At 72.1% G+C, this 21,036-nt stretch carries 13 protein-coding genes and 1 pseudogene; 7 read left to right on the plus strand and 7 right to left on the minus strand.

What is annotated here, in order from left to right:
- Window positions 1-1,434: 1,434 nt before the first annotated feature.
- Complete coding sequence (locus G6R25_RS10235; protein ID WP_163552791.1) at window positions 1,435-3,177, minus strand: acyl-CoA dehydrogenase family protein; 1,743 nt, start codon at window positions 3,175-3,177, stop codon at window positions 1,435-1,437.
- 1,057 nt (window positions 3,178-4,234) lie between these two features.
- Between G6R25_RS10235 and G6R25_RS10240 the strand changes: the two genes are divergently transcribed.
- The 4 genes from G6R25_RS10240 (at window position 4,235) to G6R25_RS10255 (ending at window position 10,596) form a co-directional block, all read left to right on the plus strand.
- Window positions 4,235-8,242 (plus strand): diguanylate cyclase domain-containing protein, encoded by a 4,008-nt coding sequence (locus G6R25_RS10240; protein WP_235947973.1) that lies wholly within the window; start codon window positions 4,235-4,237, stop codon window positions 8,240-8,242.
- Window positions 8,243-8,357: 115 nt separating this feature from the next.
- The gene (locus tag G6R25_RS10245) at window positions 8,358-9,293 is read left to right on the plus strand and encodes a ribokinase (protein ID WP_163552793.1); all 936 of its coding nucleotides are present in this window, start codon (window positions 8,358-8,360) and stop codon (window positions 9,291-9,293) included.
- A 194-nt stretch (window positions 9,294-9,487) separates the two neighbouring features.
- Window positions 9,488-9,868 (plus strand): response regulator, encoded by a 381-nt coding sequence (locus G6R25_RS10250; protein WP_163552794.1) that lies wholly within the window; start codon window positions 9,488-9,490, stop codon window positions 9,866-9,868.
- Window positions 9,865-10,596 (plus strand): histidine kinase, encoded by a 732-nt coding sequence (locus G6R25_RS10255; RefSeq protein ID WP_163552795.1) that lies wholly within the window; start codon window positions 9,865-9,867, stop codon window positions 10,594-10,596. Before G6R25_RS10250 ends, G6R25_RS10255 begins: the two co-directional genes overlap by 4 nt.
- Window positions 10,597-10,643: 47 nt before the next feature.
- Here G6R25_RS10255 and G6R25_RS10260 read toward each other — a convergent pair whose 3' ends face one another.
- The 3 genes from G6R25_RS10260 to G6R25_RS10270 all read right to left on the minus strand — a co-directional run bounded on the left by G6R25_RS10260 (window position 10,644) and on the right by G6R25_RS10270 (window position 14,860).
- A complete protein-coding gene (locus tag G6R25_RS10260) occupies window positions 10,644-12,257 on the minus strand; it encodes a PAS domain-containing hybrid sensor histidine kinase/response regulator (protein WP_163552796.1) in 1,614 nt (537 codons plus the stop codon).
- Window positions 12,258-12,449: 192 nt separating this feature from the next.
- The gene (locus tag G6R25_RS10265; RefSeq protein ID WP_163552797.1) at window positions 12,450-13,916 is read right to left on the minus strand and encodes an NAD(P)/FAD-dependent oxidoreductase; all 1,467 of its coding nucleotides are present in this window, start codon (window positions 13,914-13,916) and stop codon (window positions 12,450-12,452) included.
- A gap of 50 nt (window positions 13,917-13,966) precedes the next feature.
- Window positions 13,967-14,860, minus strand: a complete 894-nt coding sequence (locus G6R25_RS10270) for a phosphatase PAP2 family protein (RefSeq protein ID WP_235947974.1) — start codon at window positions 14,858-14,860, stop codon at window positions 13,967-13,969.
- A gap of 578 nt (window positions 14,861-15,438) precedes the next feature.
- On the opposite strand from G6R25_RS10270, the gene G6R25_RS10275 reads away from it, so the two are divergent.
- On the plus strand, window positions 15,439-16,215 hold the full coding sequence (locus G6R25_RS10275; RefSeq protein WP_163552798.1) for an SDR family oxidoreductase: 777 nt from the start codon (window positions 15,439-15,441) through the stop codon (window positions 16,213-16,215).
- 1 nt (window position 16,216) lies between these two features.
- Here the strand turns inward: G6R25_RS10275 and G6R25_RS10280 are convergent, their stop codons facing one another.
- Entirely contained in the window at window positions 16,217-16,546 is a 330-nt protein-coding gene (locus G6R25_RS10280; protein WP_136447368.1) for a hypothetical protein, read from the minus strand.
- A 600-nt stretch (window positions 16,547-17,146) separates the two neighbouring features.
- On the opposite strand from G6R25_RS10280, the gene G6R25_RS10285 reads away from it, so the two are divergent.
- Complete coding sequence (locus G6R25_RS10285; protein ID WP_163552799.1) at window positions 17,147-17,902, plus strand: SDR family NAD(P)-dependent oxidoreductase; 756 nt, start codon at window positions 17,147-17,149, stop codon at window positions 17,900-17,902.
- Window positions 17,903-18,017: 115 nt separating this feature from the next.
- On the opposite strand, the gene G6R25_RS10290 is transcribed toward G6R25_RS10285, so the two are convergent.
- Window positions 18,018-18,827, minus strand: coding sequence for an LLM class flavin-dependent oxidoreductase (locus tag G6R25_RS10290; protein WP_163552800.1), 810 nt, complete (start codon window positions 18,825-18,827; stop codon window positions 18,018-18,020).
- A gap of 655 nt (window positions 18,828-19,482) precedes the next feature.
- Window positions 19,483-19,971 (minus strand): annotated as a pseudogene (locus tag G6R25_RS29605) (thioesterase domain-containing protein); the annotation flags it as partial.
- A gap of 577 nt (window positions 19,972-20,548) precedes the next feature.
- Between G6R25_RS29605 and G6R25_RS10300 the strand changes: the two are divergent.
- Window positions 20,549-21,036 (plus strand): hypothetical protein (locus G6R25_RS10300; protein ID WP_163552801.1); only part of this gene is annotated, 488 nt, incomplete at its 3' end.

The raw sequence follows: 21,036 nt of genomic DNA on the forward strand, positions 1-21,036 counted from the left end.
CGCGCCTGGATGCCCGCAACCAGCTAACCCAAGATCAAACAAATACCTGACCAGTTACGTTGAGTACAACCTCAGTAGATAGGACTGACACGTCTAGCTCCGCACGATCAAGCCGACATAGTCGGAGCCCTCGGATGCGTCGGCGGTGGTACCGATTCCCCCACCAAAGGAGCCTGCCGTACCGCTGCCGGAGTCGCCGCCGGACCCGCCCGTGTCACCGGACCCGTCGGTGCTGCCCACGCCACCGGCCCCACCAGAACCGGCAGACCCATCGGCGCCGTCAGTCTCACCCGCGCGTGGCGGCGGGGGTGTCGGGTGGACGGTGCGGGTGGGCCGATCGCCCCCGCGAGGTGAGGTCCGGGCCGGGGTATTCGAGGCGGAGGGACGGTCGGTGCTGTCATCGGACTGGCCGGGGAAGGAACCGTCGCCACTGGCCGGGGCCGGCGCCGGGTCGCGAGGCCTGGACGGTCTGGTCGTGGAGCGATCTGTGCCGCCGGAAGACCCGGTCACGGGCTTACTCGGCGCGGGCTTGCTCGTCACGGGCCTGCTCGGCGCAGGCCTGCTCGTCACCGACGGCCTGCCCGGCACGGGCCTACCCGTCACGGATGTGCCGGGGCCTCCGGACCCGCCGGAGCCACCCGACCTGCCGGAGCCACCGGACCCGCCCGAACCACCAGGTCCGCCCCCTCCGGACCCACCACCACCGGAGCCACCGGTGTTTCCGTTGCCGGCCGGGGGCTGGTTGCCCCCGGAGGGGGGCGAGGGTATGGTGCTTGCCCCACCACCGCGCGTCGGGACGGTCGTATGGACCCCAGAGCCCCCGCTGCGTGGGGGCGAGGCGGCCGGCGGCCCCGTCTTCGCGGGCTGGCGGGTCGTACCCCGCGGCGGGGTGGTCGTACCGCCCGCGCGATTGGACCCGACGGGAGCGGGAGGTACGCCCACCATCCGGCCTGGCGTCGCGGTACGCCCCCGGCTGGATGGGGTGTCCCGCGGGTAGTTCGGACCGGCCGGCACGCGGCTGTCCGTAACATTGTCGGTGGGCTGGGCATATGCCTTGTCGTCCTTCGTCGCATCCCGCGTCTGGGCGCCCGGCTGCCCGTCGCGCCCAGGTGTGGGCGAGGACGAGCCGGACCTGGGCGGGACCAGGAAGAAGCTGTTCGTGGCTGGATCGTGATCACCGCCGTCACCAGTCCCGATACCCTGGGTCGCGAGTAGCCCGAACGCGACGAGAGCCACCGATCCGGCGCCGGTGACGATCCCCGCTCGGCGACGATCAGGGATCCATGCCCACTCGGCCCGTCCGCGGACCAGGCCGAGAACTCCTGCAAACACAATCAGCCCGGCGACCGCCAGGCAGAAGTACATCATGGAAACCCCCCGGGCTCAGTCGCCTACCAGGCTAGGGGCGATCCATCGCTATTCGTTGCAAGGGAATTACAAAGAGATTCTGCCATCATCACGCTCGTGACAGGTATCACTGATTGAATCGGTAACACTATCTACCGAAGCAATCCGGTCGAGGATACCTGCGATATCAACCCCGGACGGCAACGTTCCGAAAGCGAGACCCCCGTCACCGGCGACCCGGCTCGCGCAGAAGGCGTCTGCAACCGCGGGCGGGGCATACCGGACCAGCAGCGAACCCTGCATAACGAGCGCCAACCGCTCGACGACGCGACGCGCGACGAACGGATCGGCCGCCACCCGCGGCAATTCCGCGCGCAGCCGATCCCAGGCCCGATCGAGCCGGGCGTCCGCGCCGCGAGCCGCCTCGATCTGCACGGACAGCGCGTCGAGGCCGTCCGGTTCGCGGTCGAGTGCCCGCAGCACGTCGAGCGCATTGACGTTGCCCGCGCCCTCCCAGATCCCGTTGAGGGGTGCCTCCCGGTAGAGCCGGGGCATACCCGACTCCTCTACATAGCCGTTTCCGCCGAGGCATTCGAGGGCCTCGGCGGCCACGCCCGGCGCCCGCTTGCATATCCAGTACTTCGCCACGGCCGTCGCCAGGCGCTTGAATGCCTGCTCACCACGGTCGCCGCGAGCGGCCCGGTCGACGGCTCCCGCGACCCGCAGCACCATAGTGGTCGCCGCCTCGGATTCCAGGGCCAGATCGGCCACCACATTGCGCATCAGCGGGGCGTCGATCAGCCAGGTTCCGAAGGCCCGTCGGTGACGCACGTGATGCGCGGCCGCCATGACCGCGGCCCGCATCCCGGCCGCGGACCCGAGGCCGGCGTCGAGCCGGGTCATCGCCACCATCTCGATGATGACGCGAACCCCACGTCCCTCCGCGCCGACCAGCCAGGCCACGGTGTCGTCGAACTCGGGTTCGCTGCTGGCATTGCTGCGGTTGCCGAGCTTGTCCTTCAGGCGCTGGATGCGAAATGTGTTCCGGCTGCCGTCCGGGAGCACCCGCGGCACCCAGAAACAGGACAACCCGCCAGGTGCCTGCGCCAAGACCAGAAAGGCGTCGTTCATCGGCGCACTCGTGAACCACTTGTGGCCCCGTAGCCGATAGGTGCCGTCCGCGGCCGGCGTCGCCGTCGTCGTGTTCGCCCGAACGTCCGAACCGCCCTGCTTCTCGGTCATGCCCATGCCGGCGAGCAGCCCGGCCTTGCCTTCCGGCGGGCGCAGCCCCGGGTCGTAGACCCGGCTGGTGAGCAACGGTTCGTACCTGGCCGCGAGATCGGGGGCGGCCCGCAGCGCCGGGACCACGGCGTAGGTCATCGACACGGGGCACAGGTGCCCCTGCTCGACGGTGCCCCAGACGAGGATGTTCGCCGCCCGCGCGACGTGCGCGCCCGGGCGGGGATCCGCCCATGGCGCCCCGGTCAGCCCCTCCCGCACCGCCACCTCGAGCAGCGCGTGCCAGGATGGGTGGAAGTCGACCTCGTCGACGCGATTGCCGTACCGATCATGTGTGCGCAGCTCGGGCGGGAACCGATCGGCCTCCTCCGCCCAGCGCCGGGCCTGTTCGGTGCCGGCCAACCGACCCAGGCGGCGCAGGGCGTCCAGGTGCCAGCCTGCGCCTTCGCGGACCAGCGCCGCCAGCAGCGCCGGATCCGCGGACGCATCGTGGCCGACCAGGGGCGGCGGCTGATTCGTCACCTCATGCGTCCGGGTGGGAGACGACCGCGGAGCCACAGTGGGTCGCTGCGCCTCGATCGACGAGCTCATCGCCACTCCTCTCACAACGTGCGACGTGCGACGGTCGCCCCGGCAACGGGAGACCGGCGGGGGTGGACCGACGGCGGGGGTAGACCGACGGCGGGAGGCCCGGCGCCCGGCGTGCCCTCTGGCAGCGGGTCTACCCGGTCTCTGCCGAGCCCACCTGTCCGGCCCGGCCACGCCTGCCCGGATGGGCTGTGTCGGCCCAATCGGTCGGCGTGAAAACGAGAGCAACATATTGGTTCGCCGCGGCCGCCGGCCATCCGGGAAAACACCGTCCAGCGGGGATATAGCCGCCATTCGGACAATCCGCGGCCGGTCGCCGCGAGCACGACTGTGCATTTGTGACGACCGGCGGGCGATGGATCCGAACCGCGCCGGGAACGGGCGCGGACGGCCGGCTCGGCCGCCCCGGCCTCGTCCTACCCGCGACGCGCGGACCAGGACACCGGCCCACCCGAGGCGAGGCCGTCGCGGAGCAAGGCCCGCCCACTGCGCAAATGTCATCATCAGATCCTGGAGCACGTCGTGATCAGTTGATCGTGCTACGCGATGCTCGAATGGGCTAGACCACCCAGGCACTACGGAGAGTCTCGAGGAACACCGAAAGTAACATCAGAGCCGCCGGGAGGATCGCGAACGGTGGCAGCGTCACGACAACAATTCGCCGCCAGATCGACACCCTACGTCACTCTCGGATACCCAAAGTTGAGGCTACCAGGAGTCACGCCGCCGAGATTGACACAAAGTATCGACTAAACGACCCTGAGTATCCATCATTCTGCCGGCAGAGAATCCGGATCGTCGTACCGGCCTGCGCCGACATCCAACCCATTGCTGCGCGCTGCACACGGGCGGGCCCGGCTGTTACCGGGTGCGCAGCAGCCGATGAAACTCGCGGCGCTGATACTCGTATGCTCACCCACAACCGGGAGGAATCACCGCCCGGAAATCAGAATACGTTTACTCACGGTGAGATCCGTCGAGTCCGGGCAACGTTGTCGGGCGGGGCGCACAGATGATCAGAGGTGGCCGGATCGGCGGGCGGCGATCACTCTGCCGCGTCATGGCCGCGCTCGCGGCCCGTCGCGGACAGGCCCGCCGACGGCGGTTCCTCCCGCCGCTGGCCATCCTGGTGCTCGGATCCCTGACTCTTCACATGGGCGCCGACCTACTGCACCGGGAGGAGGCGTCGCGGCTGGCAGCCCGAGCCAAGATCGTCGAACAGCTCGCGCAGTGGGAGTCCGACGCCGACGCCCCCGCGGGGCTGTCGGCCGCCGTCGACCGCGTCCCCTTCCGGCCAGACGACGGCGTGACCAACGCGAGTCTCCTCGCCGGCCTGCAGCTCACGCCGTCGGGCGACGTCACCCGGCTGCTGGCCCTGCTCGACCGGGCCGGCACCGTCACCGCGGCGTACCCGCGGGGCAGCGCCGTGGTTCCGCGCGACCTCGGCGCCGCCTTATCGTCGGCGTGGGCCGGCACGGACGCCGTGTCTCCCGTCTTCACGCTCGGCGACACACCGGTCCGCGCCACCGTGGTCCCGGTCGGGTCACCGCGGCCATGGGCCGTGCTGGTGTCCGTCTCCGCCCAGGAGATCAATCTTCAGCTCCTGGGCGGCATCGCGACCGTTCTCGGAACCGGCAGCGGCAGCGTGTCGACGATCGACCCGAACGGCGTCCCGATCGCCTCGACCAACCCGGCGCTGCCCGGCCGGCGGATCCTGTCGGCCCCGGAGCTGCGCCGCTCCCTTGCCCACGGCGACGCCCCGCGGATCTGGCAGTCGTCCGGTCCCAGCGGAACGACGACCCACATCACTGCGTCGCAGCCGGCGACCGGGTACCTGACCTACTTCCAACAGCCCACGAACTCCCTGTACGCCGACCTGCGGGCCAGTGGCGACCGGCGCAACCTGACCCTGTTGGCGGTCGCGCTGACCGGCGTGTTGTGCATCGTCTTCCTCGGGCTGCTGCGCGCGGCCGCCGCCCAGCATTGCCAGGCCGGGCTGCGGGCGCTGTTCGCGGCGGCGCACGACATCGTCCTCGTCACCGACCCGACCGGCCGGCTCACCTTCGTCAGCCCGGCCATCGTTCCCCTGCTGGGCCATCCGGACGAGCCCTGGTTGGGACGGATGGTGACCGAGCTGGCCCATCCCGACGACGCCACCCGGCTGCTGCGCCTGATCGAGAACCCGACCACGGGATCACTGCTCGACGTCCGGCTCACTCCGGCCAGCGGCGCCGACCGCTGGTTCGACATCGCCGCCCGCCGGCTGCCGGAGCGGGCCGGCGCCGCCGAGGTCCTGATCACCTGCCATGCCGTCGGCGAACGCAAGCGCCAGCTCGACCAGCTCGGTTACCAGGCGGGCCACGACGTGCTGACCGGACTGCTCAACCGGTCGACCTTCGAGGAGGAGCTCGCCGCCACCGCCGCGTCCCCGCGCCCCGCCGGCACGAGCGCGATCCTGTTCGTCGACCTCGACCGGTTCAAGCAGGTGAACGACTCCTTCGGGCACGCCGCCGGCGACCAGGTGCTGCAGACGGTGGGCGCGCGGATCCGGTCCGAGCTCGGCGCGGCGGACGCGGGCGGTCGCTTCGGCGGTGACGAGTTCGGGATCCTGCTGCGCGACACCGACGAGCCCGCCGCCCGCGCGGTCGCCGCCCGGATCATCCGCGCGGTGGGCCAGCCGATCCTCGTCGACGGCTACGTGGTGCGGGTTGACGCGAGCGTCGGGCTCGCTCTGGCGGGCGGCGGACCGGGCCGGCCCGAACGGCTACTACGGGCCGCCGACCAGGCGATGTACAGGGCCAAGAAGGCCGGGCCGGGGCGGTACGCGGTGGCGATGCCGGGCCCGCCCGGCGCGGCGGGAGAAACCGGCGCGGACGGTGCCAGCGCGGTCGGTGCCGGCGCGGACGAGTTCACGATCGCCGAGCCGCTCTCGGTCACGTTCCCCGACTGCACCGTGGACGGGATCGTCGTTCCCGAGACGGTGGGACCGCAGGTAGCCGCGGACCAGGCCGGCGCCGAGCCGGCCGGCCAGCCCCCCGGGCCCGACCTCGAGAAGATCGCCGACGGCGCGGCGCCGGCACCGCAGACCGGGCCGCCGAGCCGGCTGGACCTGTGGTGGCCGTCCCGGCAGCAACGGGCCAGCGTCCGCGCCCAGCTTTCCCGGGCCGTCCCGCTGCTGGCCCTGAGCGCCGTGATCCTGACCACCACCATGATCACTCTGGGGATCGAGAACACCAATCGGCGGCGGGCTGAGGCCCAGCGGATGGCCGACAGCCATGCCCTCGCCATCCGCCTCGCCGGATTCACGGCGGACCTGAGCCAGCCCCGACGTCTGATCGACCCGGTCTCCCGGCTGCCCTGGTCGCTGACGGACCCGGCGACCGACGCTCGGACGCTGGCCATCCTTGCCGCGCCGAGAATGTCGGCGGCGGACACCCCGCTCGCCCTCGTCGACACCGACGGCCGCCCCCGGGCGATCGAGCCCCCGGGGGCGACGGTGCCGTTCCCGGCGCACAGCCCGATCTGGGGCGCCGCCCGCGACAACGGCCTGACCGTCCCGGTCCTCGACGAGTCCGGCGAGGCCCGGATCTACAGCATCGTGCCCGTCCGGCGCGCCGGTCGCAGCGTCGCGTTCCTGGTGCTGGGCCGGACGCTGCACGGGCCGCCGGGCGCGGAGATCGCCCGCGCCCTCGGCCGGAGAAACGCCTCGACGGCGACCGCCGGCACGGCCCAGAACCTCGGGATGACGATCAGCATCGTCGACGGGCACGGCCGGGCGGCGATATCGAACGACGCCACCACGGTTGGGCGGATCGTCCTCGACCCCGGCGAGCTGCGCACGATCAGGCCGGGCCACAGCAAGCGAGTCACGGCGCGCGACAGCCACGGCAGCCCCCGCATCTCGGTGGCCACCGAGATCCCCAGCAGCCCCGCGCCGGCGTACCTCGTGCTGCGCCTCGACTACCGGGGGACGGCGGGGCCGCAGCCCAACCATGCCCTCAGCGATCTGCTGCTCGTCGCGATCGTCGTCGTCACCGTTGCCGGGCTGACGCGGGCGATCCTGCGGCAGGACCAGGCGATCCGGCGCGACGGCGCGCGGCTGCAGACCCTGCTGCACGAGTCGCACGACATCATCATCAACCTTAACCGGGCCGGTTGCCCGACGTTCATCAGCTCCGCGATCGAGAGCCTGCTGGGGTACCCGGTCCAGACCAGGATCGGGCTGCCGCTGGTCGAGCTCGTCCATCCCGAGGACCGGGCCGGGATGCACGACTTCCTGGCCGAACGGCACCGCGGAAACCCGGCGTCGCTGCTGGACATCCGGCTGGGCACGGCCGACGGCGGGTACCGGTGGTTCGACATCGAGGTCGGTGTCTGGCGGCCCACCTCCGGCCCGGGCTACCTCGACGGCGGCCTGCTGCTGACCTGCCACGAGGTCGGGGAGCGGCGCCAGCTGCAGGAACAACTGCGGCAACGGGCGACTCGCGACCCGCTCACGGGGCTGGCGAACCGGTTGGCACTCACCGAGCTGCTCGACTGCCTGGCCCGGCAACAGACGCCCTTCACGATCCTGCTCGTCGACCTCGACGACTTCAAGCCGGTCAACGACACCTTCGGCCATCAGACGGGCGACGACGTGCTGCGCACCATCGCCGCCCGGCTGACGGAGGTACTGCGGTCCCAGCGCGGCCGAACCCCGAACCAGCCGACCACCGACCGGCAGACGAGGCCGCCCGGCGCGGTGGGCCCGACGCGGGCGCAGCCACCGGACGGCGCGGTGTTCCGCCTCGGCGGCGACGAGTTCGTCATGGTGCTGCCCGACATCGACGCCGACGCCCTGCGGCGCACCGCCCAGCGGGTGCGCGAGACCGTCGCGGCCCCGATCCTCTCCGCCGGCCACGCCATCGTCATCGGGGCGACGGTGGGGCTGGCGTCCTCGCGCGCCGTCGGCGGCGGGGGGGCCGGCCCGCGCAATCCCGATCTCGTCGTTCGCCATGCCGACGCGGACATGTACAAGGCGAAGCGGGCCGCACGGGATCGGCGGGCGAGGTTCCCCGCCGCCCGCTGATCCGCGACTGTGCCCATCCGGCCTCCGGCCGCGGCCCGGCTCTGCCACGATGGGCAAGCCCGGCCGCCGGCGACACCGGGCGACGCGCCGGTGACCAGGTCGCGGGAGGCACGCGGTGGGACGGGTCGTGGTGGTCGGCTCGACCAACATGGACGTGACGACGCGCGTGGACCGCATCCCCGGGCCGGGCGAGACGGTGACGGGGAGCTCGGTGGCGCTGTCCCCCGGCGGCAAGGGCGCCAACCAGGCTGTGGCGGCCCGCCGGCTGGGTGCCGAGACGGTCATGGTGGGCGCCGTGGGCTCCGACGGTTTCGGCTCGGCGCTGCGGGAGTTCCTGCGCGGCGAGGCGGTCGACGTCGCCCCGATGGCGATCGTCGACGAGCCGAGCGGCACGGCCGTGACCATGGTCGACGGTGCCGGCGAGAACGTGATCGTCGTTGCGCCGGGCGCCAACGCCGCCGTCTCGGCAAGCGGACTCGATGTGCTGCGGCTGGGCCCGGGCGACGTGGTGCTGCTGCAGAACGAGATCCCGGCGGCGGTGAACGCCGGGGCGCTTCACCGGGCCCGAGCCGCGGGCGCCCGCACGATGCTGAACGCGGCCCCGCACCGGCCCACCGCAGCCGACCTGCTCGCCGCCGCCGACGTGGTGCTGGTCAACGAGCACGAGTTCGCGGGCCTGGTCCCGGCCGCCGTCGGCGTCGGCTCGCTGCCCGGCCCGCGGGCCCTGGTCGAGGTGCGCGGGCTGCTCGCCGACGGCGCCGGCCCCAATGACAACATTGTCGTCACTCTCAGCGGCGCCGGGGTGTGCGCGCGGATCGCCGGGACGGTCGTCACCCTCGCCGCGCGGCACGTCCCGGTCGTCGACACGACCGGGGCCGGCGACTGCTTCTGCGGGACGTTCGGCGCCGGCATCGCCGCCGGCCTGCCCACAGCCACCGCCCTGTTCCACGCGAACCTCGCCGCCGCCATCGCCGTGCAGCGTGCCGGCGCCGGCATCGCGATGCCGACCCGCGCTGAGCTCGACGAACTGTTGACCTCCGGCGGCTCATAAGGACCGACCGACACAGGGGTGATGCTGGTCACATATTACCCGTAGCCGCCGCTCCGGTGCTGCCAGCCGGCACAACTGCTGCCGAGTGTCGACGGGAGCCTCTGGTACACGTGCGGTTACCGGTACCGTTGCGGCGAAGGAGATCCGGGCCGGGGGGTGCGGCAGGGGATGCGGCGGCGGAAACTGGTGGGGAAATGGACGCTCCGACAGCGCTCGTCGTCGACGACAACGAGATGTTGCGCGCGCTACTGAGCCGGATCCTGGACGCGGAGGGGTTCCGGGTGAGCACCGCGGGCTCCGTCGAGGAGGCGCTGCTACTGGATGCCGCTGCCCACGACGTGCTGCTCATCGATCTGCGGCTCGGCGGCCGCTCGGGCGCAGATCTCATCGACGAGCTGCGCCGGATCGACCCGGCGGTGACGGCCCGCTGCCTGGTGCTGACCGGTGCCGCGGGGCTGGATCCGGTGCCGACCGGTTTGTCGGTGGTGACCAAGCCGTTCACCGCCGGCGAACTGGTCGCCGCGGTTCGCGCCGTCGTCCCGGCGGATCGGGTGAACGAGGCCGATCGGGGGTGACGACACAGCCCGACGGCGACGAACCGGCGAGCACGACGAAGACCGTTCCAGCGCGGACCCCAACCTGCCCCGACCCCCGTCGGCCGGGACCGGAGGGCTGCCCGCCCGCTCCGTCGTTCGATCTGCTCCACCTGATGGTCGCCCTCCAGGAGCGCGGGCACCGGTCACTGACCGAGCGGATGCACGACGGCCCGATGCAGGAGTTCACCGCCGTCCTGCTTGACCTGGCCAGCGTCCGGCGTCGGCTGTCCGGCGACCTCGCCGACCGCGTCGGCGAGGTCGAGAACCATCTGCGCGCCGCGACGAACGCGTTACAGCTACCGCCGGGCGTCTTCCGCTTCGGCTACGACGCGCGCCAGTCGCTGACGACGGGTCTGACCCTGCGGATCGCCGGCCTGCTCGTCGACCGCCTGGACACCGACCTCCAGGTCGACGAACACCCGCCCACCCACGCGGAGATCTCGGTGGTGCTGGCCACCGCGCAGCTGCTGCTGCAGGCAAGCGATCCGGTGGGGACCGGCGAGCACGCCTGGCTCGCGGTGCGGTCCGCGCCGGCCGAGATCAACCTGCTGCTGCGAGTCCGGCCGCGCGCGTGCGAGCCGCCGGCGGACGCGGCGCGGGCCGCACGGCTGCGCCCGGTCGCCGACCTGATCGGCGTCGAGCTGCGCCACGACGCCTCGACCGGTGGCTGGAGTGCCGCGTTCCGCCTCGACCGCCCCAGTCCCTAACGCGCCTGACGTCGGCCCACTGACCCCCGGCACCCGCCGGGTACCGATCAGGTCTCGACCGGGCCGTCGAGGACAGCCCGCACCTTTGCCAGCAACACCTGCTCGGAGAACGGCTTGCCCAGCAGCGCCAGGCCCTGATCGAGGGTCCCGTTGTGCGCCAGCACCGGGTAGGCGTAGCCGGACATGAACAGCACCCGGATGCCCGGCCGGTGCCGGCGGACGAGCGTGGCCACGGTCCGGCCGAGGACCTGCGGCATGACGACGTCGGTCAGCAGGAGATGGATCGCGGCGGGGTGGCGAACCGCGAGCTCGACGGCGCGATGCCCGTCCGCCGCGGTGATGACCTGGTAGCCGTTGCGGGCCAACAGGCGCCGGGTGACCTCGCGCATCGCTCGCTCGTCCTCGACGACGAGGATCGTCTCGCCGCCGGTGAGGATGGCCCCGCCGGAGATCGGTTCGGGGTCGGCGGCGACGCCGTCCACCGCCGGCAGCAGGATGCTCACCGTCGTCCCCAGGCCCACGTCGGAGAAGATCTCCGTGTGACCGCCGGCCTGGGTGATGATGCCGTACACGGTGGCCAGGCCGAGGCCGGAGCCTTCTCCCTTGCGCTTGGTGGTGAAGAACGGCTCGAAGGCGCGGCTGACCGTCTCCGCGGTCATCCCGCTGCCGCTGTCACTGATGCGCAGGCTGATGTGCCGGCCGGTCTTCAGACCGGGCCGCTCGCCGGCGATGTCCTCATGGACGAGGATGTTCGATGTGTCGATCGTGAGCTTGCCGCCGGCCGGCATCGCGTCACGCGCGTTCACGGCCAGGTTGACCAGCACCTGTTCGAGCTGACCGGCGTCGGCAAAGACCGGCCAGGCGTCGGCGGCCGGCAGGGTGATCATCTCGACGTGTTCACCGAGGGTGCGCCGCAGCATCTCCTCGATGTCGCGCACAACGTCGTTGAGGTTGAGCACCCGCGGCTGGACGACCTCCCGGCGGCCGAAGGCGAGCAACTGGTGGGTCAGCCGCGTGGCCCGTTCGGCGGCCCGCTGGACCTGCTCGATGTCGCGGCGGGCCGCCTCCCACTGGCCGCCGTCGCGTTCGGCCGCCGTCGCCACCACCTCACCGACGAAGGCGGTGTAGTTGATGATCACGCCGAGCAGGTTGTTGAAGTCGTGCGCGACGCCGCCGGCAAGCTGGCCGAGGCTCTCCAGCCGCTGCGACTGATGGAGCTGAGCCTCGATCTGCTTGCGCTCGGCCTGCGCGCGCAGGCGTTCCCGCTCCGCCTGCGCCTCCAGCCGGTCGGTCACGTCCCGAATCGCCGCCGTGATGAGGATCTCGCCCTCACCGTCGATGGCCAACAGGGAGATCTCCGCTGGGAACTCGCTGCCGTCGCGGCGACGGCCGGCGAGCTCCATCCCCGCGCCCATCGGCCGCGGCTGCGGGTCCCGCAGGTAGGAACCACGGTGGTGCGGGTGCAGGCGGCGGGCGGACTCGGGGATCAGGATCTCGACGGGCTCGCCGTGTAGTTCCTCCCGGGTGTAGCCGAACAGGCGCTCGGCCTGCGCGTTGACCAGTGCGATCCGGCCATCCGCGCGGACGCCGACGATCGCGTCCGGCGCGGCGTCCAGTAAGCCGCGGGCGAGGGGACTCGTGCTGTCATCCAGGTGAACCACCCCACGGGGTGAACATCGTGCTACAGACAGAAAGATCGTAACGCCGACGCCGGCCGTCATCATCACCCTCGCGGGTAGACCTCGGGCTGAACAACACCAAAGTCTCAGCTGGCCCCGTCCCTGGCGGCCGCGGACTGCGCCGGACGGTGCTACCCGAGCCGACCTCGTGCCCTGCGCCGAGGGCCGGCCGGATCATCGTTTCCGGGCGGTGGCGGTGTAGACGCCCACGTCGCCGTCAGCGACCTCAGACCGTCTGCTGGGGCTCTCCGCCGGCGGATCGGGGCGGACGACGCCGAGATCGGCCAGGACGGCCTCGGCGGCGCGTCGGCCGGAGTACAGAGCGCCCTGGATCGAGCTGGTGTCCCGATGATCGCCGCACGCGTAGACGCCGGACGGGGTACGCACCGGCCGGCGGAGCACGTGTGGGCTCGTCATGGTGGACAGCGCCCGCGCCACCGGGTAGCTGGCCAGCAGCGTCCAACCGGCGGTGTCGGTGCCGTAGAGGGCACCGAGGTGGGCACGCACGGCCCGCTCGATGCCGGACGGCGCCACGGCCGCCGCGTTCGGGTCGGTCAGACTGAGCGGCCCGGTCGCGCGCAACGAGTCGGTCGCGTCAAGCTGGCCGGGCGGCGTCGCGGCGGGCGGCGTGTCCTCGGGCACACCCAGTACCGACGCGGCGATCAGCGCGGACCCCGGCGGTGCATACGAGGGCGCCACCTCGCTGAGGACCACCGTGTTGATCACCGGTCCGGTTCGGGACGGGCGAACGGGGCGCCGCGCGTCGACCGAGCCCTCGACGACGAGCGCGCCGCGACGCAGCGGCGGTTCGTCCGCCCGGAAGTAGTAGGTCGTCACGCCGCGCCAGGCCGGCTCGGCGATCCCCGGCACCAGCCGGGCCGCGGTGGTGCCGTCGGTGGCGACGATCACCACCCTGGCCCGCAGCGACTCCCCGCCGCGGGAACGCACGCCGCCCCGGGTGACGATGTCGGCTGGGCAGCCCAGCCGCACCGTGCCCGGCCGCAGCCGGGCCGCGAGCTGGCGAGGCAGCGCCGCCATTCCCTCGGCCGGCAGCACCGGCGCCCGGCTGGCGAAGCTGCGCCAGACGAGATGGAAGAACCGCGCCGAGGTCGCGAGATCCTCCTCCAGGAAGATGCCGCGCAGCAGCGGCGCAAGTACCCCGTCGATCGCGTGGGCGGACAACCCGCGGGCCCGCAGCTCGTCGCGGGTGCTGCGCTCGGGCCCGGCGACCAGGGTCGACGGCGCCGCCAGCCGGTCGCGTGCCGTGAGGGCCGCCAGCCGGGCCAGGTCCGCGGCCCGCAGCGCCCGCCCCGGCAGCAGGCCCGCGAGCGCGTCCGCGGCGCCGATCGGATCGCCGAGCACCACCGACCGGACGCCATCACGCAGCATCAGCCCGCGAAAGAACGATTGCGGTCGCAGCGCCGGCAGGTCGATCTGGCGCCGGACCTCCGGGTAGGACGGCAGCAGCACCTGGAAGCCGCGATCCAGGCGAAACCCGTCCACCTCGTCGGTGCGGACCCGCCCGCCGACGTCGTCGGCCGCCTCCCAGACCACCACGTCGAGCCCCTGGTCGGCGAGCAGCGTGGCGGCGGACAGCCCGGCCAGCCCCGCTCCCACGATCGCCACATCGGCCGTCTGCATGGCCACCACCCCGTGTCGGTACGCCCGCCGGTCGCGGTGCTCCCACCGCTCTATGTACCCCCGGCCACGGCCCTGTCCCGTCCCGCCACCCTCGACTGCGCACCCGACTCGGGCGATGTGGCCAGCGGCGGCAACACCGCCGATGGCACGGCGGATGATGGCACGGCGGCCGACGGCACGGCGGATGATGGCGCTTCCACCGATGGTGTGGGTGCGGGGATCCGCAGGGATGTCTCGTGGCGGTTCAGCCCACGCCTGGCCCACGCACGGTTGGCCTGGTCGAGCGCGACGATCGACACCACCACCAGCGAGGCGCCCACGAGGCCGTCGAGCCAGTAGTGGTTGGCGGTGATGACCACGACCACGATGGTGAGGACCGGGTGCAGCACCATCAGCCACCGGGCGCGGTGGTGCAGGATCGTGATGACCGCCCAGGCCTCGAGCAGCGACCAACCGACGTGCAGGCTCGGCATCGCGGCGTACTCGTTGGCGATCCCGCCGCTGCCCTCGCCGTAGGGCGAGGGGCCGTAGACCGCGCCGGTGTCGACGAGCGACCCGTGCGGCACCGACGACAGGAAGCGTGGCGGCGCCAGCGGGTACAACAAGTGGATGATCAACGCCATGCCGGTGGCCATGATCAGAAAGTTGCGGACCCGGGTCCAGTGCCGGCGATGCCGGATGAACACCCACAGCAGCAGCATGATGACCGACAGGAAGTGGACGAGGATGTAGAACCAGTCCGCGGCCCGGATCAGCAGATGCGAGTGCAACGCCAGGCGTTGGACGGCGGCCTCGCTGGGCAGGTGCAGGAGGCGCTCGAGTCGCCAGACGTCCTTCCCGGCGGCCAGCGCCGCCGGCTCCCGGCCGCTGGCCAGGTGCCGGCTGAAGCTGTACGTCCCGTAAAGCACGGCGATGAGTAGAAACTGGCTGACAGCGTACGCCACCCGCCCCGGCCACCCTGCGCATCCGGGCGAGCGGGCCGGCAGGCGCACCGGCACCGGCGTCGCCGTCCATCCCGCCGAGCTGGTCGGACGGCGCGGTGGACGTTCGGGGCGGTGGGCAGCCCAGCGCCCCCAGCCCGCGCCGGACCAGAGGCGAGCTCACCGCCGGACGGCGGCCATCGACCGAGTCCGTGGATGGGGCCCAGCGCATCAGTGTTCCTCCCCACGTCTCGCGGCCACCACGGCGCGTCACGCCGATCAACCAGCGACGGACAGTCGACCCAACACCCGGTCACACCGGTCCCGCCGCCTGCCCGCTACCGGCAACCATCACGAACCGTCTGGTATGCCCCGACCTGGTGAGCAGACCACCGGCCAGCGTGCACCCACCGGTCACCGTGCCGATGACGACTGTGCTCCTCCGGACCACCTTCACGCCACGTGATATGCGCTGTCAGACATGCGGCACCTGAACCGTCGATCAACGACGGAGCCGGTCACGTCCCGACGTTCACACGCCAGCCAGGCGCAACGTGACGGCTACGCCACGGTTCGACACTGTCAGTGGAGGAGTGATGGGCATGCCCGAACCACGCGCTCTCGGCGTGGCGGTAGTGACGGGTGGTGGCCGTGGTATCGGTGCGGCCTGCTCGGTCGCGCTCGCCCGGCTCGGCTGGGATGTCTGCCTGGGCTACCGGGCTGACTTCGCCGCCGCCGAACGGGTGACCCGGCGGTGCCGGGAGCTCGGCGTCGCCGCCGCGTCGGTGGCCGCCGACCTGGCGCAGCCTGCCGGCGCCGTCGCCGACCTGTTCGCCGCCGCGGACCGGCTCGGCCCGGTGACAGCCCTGGTCAACAACGCAGGCGTGGTCGCGCCCGCCGCCCGGGTCGACGAGATGGACGCCGCGCGGCTGAACCAGATGTTCACCGTCAACATCGCCGCCGCCTTCCTGTGCTCGGGGGCCGCGGTGCGCCGGATGTCGACGCGCCACGGCGGGCTCGGCGGATCGATCGTGAACGTCTCCTCCGCAGCCGCGCGGCTCGGCAGCCCGGGGACCTACGTCGACTATGCGGCGAGCAAGGGAGCCCTCGACACGCTAACGAAAGGACTCGCCCAGGAGGTGGCCGCTGAGGGCATCAGGGTGAACGGCGTTCGGCCGGGATACATCGACACGGAGATCCACGCCTCGGGTGGAGATCCGGAGCGGGCCCGGCGGCTGGGCGCGGCCGTGCCGCTGGGCCGGCCGGGCCGGGCCGAGGAGGTCGCGGCCGCGGTGACCTGGCTCTGCACGGCGCAGGCGTCCTACGTGACGAGGGCCATGCTCGACGTGACCGGTGGGCGGTCGCCGCACCACGGTTGACTCAGCGGGTGCGCTCGGGACGCAGGATCACCATCGCGTCCGGGTGGCGGCGGGTGTAGCGCACGGCGGCCCGGCGGGGAGAACCGCCGGCCCACTGAACGCTCCAGTCGACGCCGACGAGGTCGAGCAGCGACCGCAGCCGCCGTTTGAGCTCCTCGCGGGTCTCCTCCTCGGCGATCCGAGCGGCGCACATGACCGTCTCGACGCCGAATGCGCAATACACCCCGGCGGTCCACCGCGCCCAGCGGGACCAGCGGTCCATCGTCGCGATCAGCACGAGATGGCCGCCGAGCCGCGCAGCCAGGTCGGCGGCCAGCAATACATCAGCCATATCTGACAGATCGCCGAAGCGAACGCCAAGCACGACATGGCGTTCGGTCTGAACCCGGGGGGTGGCTTTCGTTCGCTCTGCCCGTTCCACGTTTCCTCCAGCGAGGCTTTCCCCAGCGCCGTCGATCGACTGTCGGTGTGAACGGGATTGTCTCGCTTCACGGCCTGCGGTGCCGAGGATACCGACACATCGTCAGTACCACCTCTACCCGCAGATCATCTGTTCCGGATCGCGTTTGGGCACGACGCCCGCCGCGCTGGCGGGTAATGCCGCCAGATGCCGGGTCCGCACCGCCTGTCAGCCGCTCACCGTTCCCGGTTGATTGTGGCGGGCGAAACCGGAAAGGGGAAGACCTTGGCGGTAACGATGGGCCCTGGAGTGCTCCCACCAGTGGGCCAAACCGACCAGCCGTGACCGAGGCGACACAGACGATCACCTCCAGTGCTCCGCGGGTGTCCACGGGCCTCACCTGCGACGCTTCAGGCAGGGCGGGCCAAGGACACGCCGGCGGTTCGCGGCGGGTCCGCACCGGCGGGCGCAAGGCCACGTGACGATCGCCGCCGGCACGACGGTGGCAACCTCGGCGCAAAGGAGCACCAGATGTCGGTGTTGGACCGGTTCCGGCTGGACGGCCGGGTCGCAATAGTCACGGGGGCGTCATCCGGGCTCGGGGTGGACTTCGCCCGCGGCCTCACCGAGGCCGGCGCGGACGTGGTCCTCGCCGCCCGGCGGGTCGAGCGGCTCGGCGCCACCGCAAAGATCGTGGAGTCGGCCGGTCGCAGTGCCGTCGCCGTCGACGTGGCCGACCCGGCCAGCGCCGAGCGTGTCGTGGCGGCCGCGATGGAGGCGTTCGGCCGGGTGGACGTGCTGGTCAACAACGCCGGGGTCGGGACGGCGGTGCCCGCCCTGCGCGAGACACCCGAGCAGTTCCGCTCCGTCCTGGACGTCAATCTCAGCGGCAGCTACTGGATGGCGCAGGCCGCCGCCCGGGTGATGCTGCCGGGCAGCAGCATCGTCAACATCTCCAGCGTGCTGGGCCTGACGACCGCCGGGCTGCCGCAGGCCGCCTACACAGCCAGCAAGGCCGGGCTGATCGGGCTCACCCGGGATCTGGCCCAGCAGTGGACCGGCCGCCAGGGCATCCGGGTGAATGCGCTCGCCCCCGGTTTCTTCCGCAGCGAGATGACGGACGAGTACCAGCCCGGCTACATCGAGGCGCAGTTGACGCGGGTCCTCGACGGTCGCTTCGGGGAGCCTGCGGAACTGACCGCCGCGCTGCTCTTCCTCGCCTCGGACGCCGGCAGTTTCGTCACCGGGCAGACGCTCGCGGTGGACGGCGGTTTCAGTATCACGTGATCCGCTCCCCGAGGAGCACCGCCGCCGACCATCCACATAAAGCCCATCCGGGACCCGAGCCACCCCGGTTCTCCGGGCTGCCCCGGTTCCGGTCGCTTCGGTTCCCGGGATAGCGTCAGTTTTCCAGTGGCATCAGTTCGGCCGCGAAGGAATCGAGGATGCTCGGCCAGCCGCCCGGGGTCGAAAACGGATGGATGACGAACTTGCTCACCCCGACGGCGATGTACTCACCGATCAACTTCCGCGTCGTCGCCCACCCCACCGGCAGGACCAGAGCTGGATCGCTGTCGGGAAAGCGCCGCCGCAACGCCTCGACTGCCTCGGCCGGCGGCGGCTCGAAGGCGACGCGCAGGCTCAACCCGAAGTGATCGTCGTCGATCCGACGCAGGGCGGCCGGGGTCGAGCCCCCGAGCCAGATTTCCAGCGGTCGGGTGGGCAGCTCCCCGATGCTGATCTCGGTGAAGTCGAAGAACTCGCCGTGGAAGGTCACCTGCGGCTCGCGCAGCAGCCGGCGCAGGACCTCCAGCGCCTCGTCGAAGACCGCGCCTCGACGACCCACGGTCCCCGCGGGCCGGGTCTCGCCGCGCGCCTCGGGGAGCGGGAAGGCGGATCGATCCTCCAGCCGGGCCGGGCCGAGGCCCAGCACCGGCAGCACCCGCCGCGGGGCGAGCAGCGCCAGCGAACTCAGCTGCTTGGCGAGCAGTACCGGGTTGCGGCCCGGCAGCACCGCCACCCCGGTGCCGACCTTCAGCTGGCTGGTGCGGCCCAAGGCGAAGGCCATCCCGACGAGCGGGTCCACGGCGGGGGTGGAGAGATGCTCGGACAGCCACAGCAAGTCGACCTCGAGCTTCTCCAGCCGGTCCACCAAGTCCGCGAGCTCGGTCGGCGAGCCGCCACCGGAGCCGATGCCGATCCGGACCTTCATCACCCACTCCATCCCGGCCCGAGATCCGTCGATGCCTGGGCCCCCATCCATAGTGAGGGCTCAGCGAGTGAGGTGGGTCATCTTTTCGAACATTGCACCGTACGCATCTGTTTAGCCGCCGTTCCCGGTGTCGACACCGGGAACGGCGGCGAGATCGACACGCAGGCCAGCGACCACCTCCGCGAGCAGGGGTTGGCGCAGGACCGTCCGATGGTCCCCGGGAATGCGCCGAATCGACGCGGGACCGGCGAGCACCCCACGCCTCGATCTCGTCGTGGTCGTCGGCGAGCCAGACGACCGTGCGTCCGGTGTAGGTATGCGGCCGGTAGGCCATCGTGAGGATGCGACCCTGGTTGTGGAAGATGTCGTAGCGGTGCGTCCCGCGGAAGCGGACGACGCCGGCGAGCGGCAACTCGGCGAGCTGGCGCAGCCGGTCGGCCACCACCCGGGGGCTCAGCGCGGGGCCGTCGTCAGCCGCGAGCGGCCCGGGGCCGTCCGAGCGTGGGACGTCCCCCGGCCGATCCGGGTGCGGGCCCTCCAACTGGCTCGTCGGGATGATCGCGCCGGTGCGGGTCAGCCGGGCGGCGCCGTGCAGGTAGGTGTCGATCAGCGCCAGCAGGCCCACCTCGTGGCCCGCCCGCCGCAGCAGCCGGGCCACCTCGAGCGCGATCAGGCCGCCGAAGGAGTGCCCCATCAGCAGGTACGGACCGGTCGGCTGCAGCAGCCGGAGCTCGGCCACATGACGGCGGGCAGCGGCCGCCACCGACCAGTCCGGGATGCCGCGCTGTTCCAGGACGTGCGCCTGTAGTCCGTAGACGCGGCGTTCGGCGGCGAAGTGGCGGGCGAACGGGAGCAGGGCGATCGCGGGCGCACCGGCCTCGGGGAAGCAGAACAGCGGCGTGCCCGGTGCGGCGGCGGTCAGCGGCACCACGGTGGGGTGGCGGTCCGCCTCGCCCTGATGGGCGGCCCAGACGGCGGCGAACCCGGCCGGTGTGCGGGCCGCCACGATCTCCGCCACGGGCAGCACCACCCCGAACTCGTCGCGCAGGATCGCCGCGAGCTCGCCCGCGGCCGCCACGCCGCCGGGGGTCCCCGCGGCGCATCGTGCGGGTCGATGGCGGTCATCCCGAGCACGCGGGCCCACAGCAGCGTCGCGGCCATCTCGTACGGACCGTCCCCCGCCGGGTCGGCGGCCGGGCCGGGTCGCCGACGGAGCCAGCAGAACCGGCGACTCCCGCGGTGGCCTCCGCGGGAGTCGTGACGTCCACGGTGCTGTCTGGACTCGGTGACAAGGAATCGGGCAGCCGATCGGCCGCGGACGTGCCCAGCAACGACATCACCCCATAGGACTATGTGAAGGCCACATTGAACACCAGTGTCGGACTAGCCCGACACGCCCGTCGGTGCCGGCCGGTCCGGCGGTGCTCCCCGGACCGCGTCTGCGTCCGCGACCGGCTACCGCGCTCCCCACGGCCCCGCGACCAGCGGACGGCCCGTCCCGAGCGGCGTCGGCCAGCCCGCGCGCCGCGATGCGGCGGGTCGCACGGTCCGGAGTTGCCATTGACGTCGGCGGCCCCCGGCGTCCACCGTGGAAGCGTGGGCGATGTGGGCAAACCCGAAAGGATCGTCGAGGACGAGCCGATCAGCTTCCCCGATGCCGAGCCGTTGACGATCCCGGCCGTCCCGGCCGCCCCGGCGCCGGAACGGGAGCCGGTGCCCGGGTGAGCCTGCTCGGCTGGCGCCAGTGGGCGGTGGACGACCGGGGGCAGCTGCGCCCGGCCTGGACTCCGTGGTCGCCATTCCCGCCAAGCATGCTGCTGTGGCGGGCGGACGGCATCACGCAGGCACACTGCCTGCGGGCGAAGCGGCCCGATTCAACCGCCGTCGGCGAACCGGCCCCGGCTGGTCATGACCGGGTGCCGGACGAGCATTGCCTGTGCGGCCTTTATGCCTGGCGCACCCCGGAGATTCTCGCCGCGGCGCGCCGGCCGCGCTGGACCGCGCTGCCCTGCGTGGTCGGCGTGGTCCGGCTGGGCGGGCGGATCATCATCGGCGAGCGAGGCTACCGCGCGGAACGGGGCTACCCCGTCGCCGTGCTCGACCGCCATGGCGTCGTGTCCGCCAGCTACACCATCGCGAGATATCGCACTTTTTCGGCCCTGGTCGCCGAGTGGACGCCGTCCGGACCCAGAGCCCCGGGAAGATCGTT

This window comes from Candidatus Frankia alpina (genome assembly GCF_902806485.1).
Taxonomy (GTDB): Bacteria; Actinomycetota; Actinomycetes; order Frankiales; family Frankiaceae; genus Frankia; species Frankia alpina.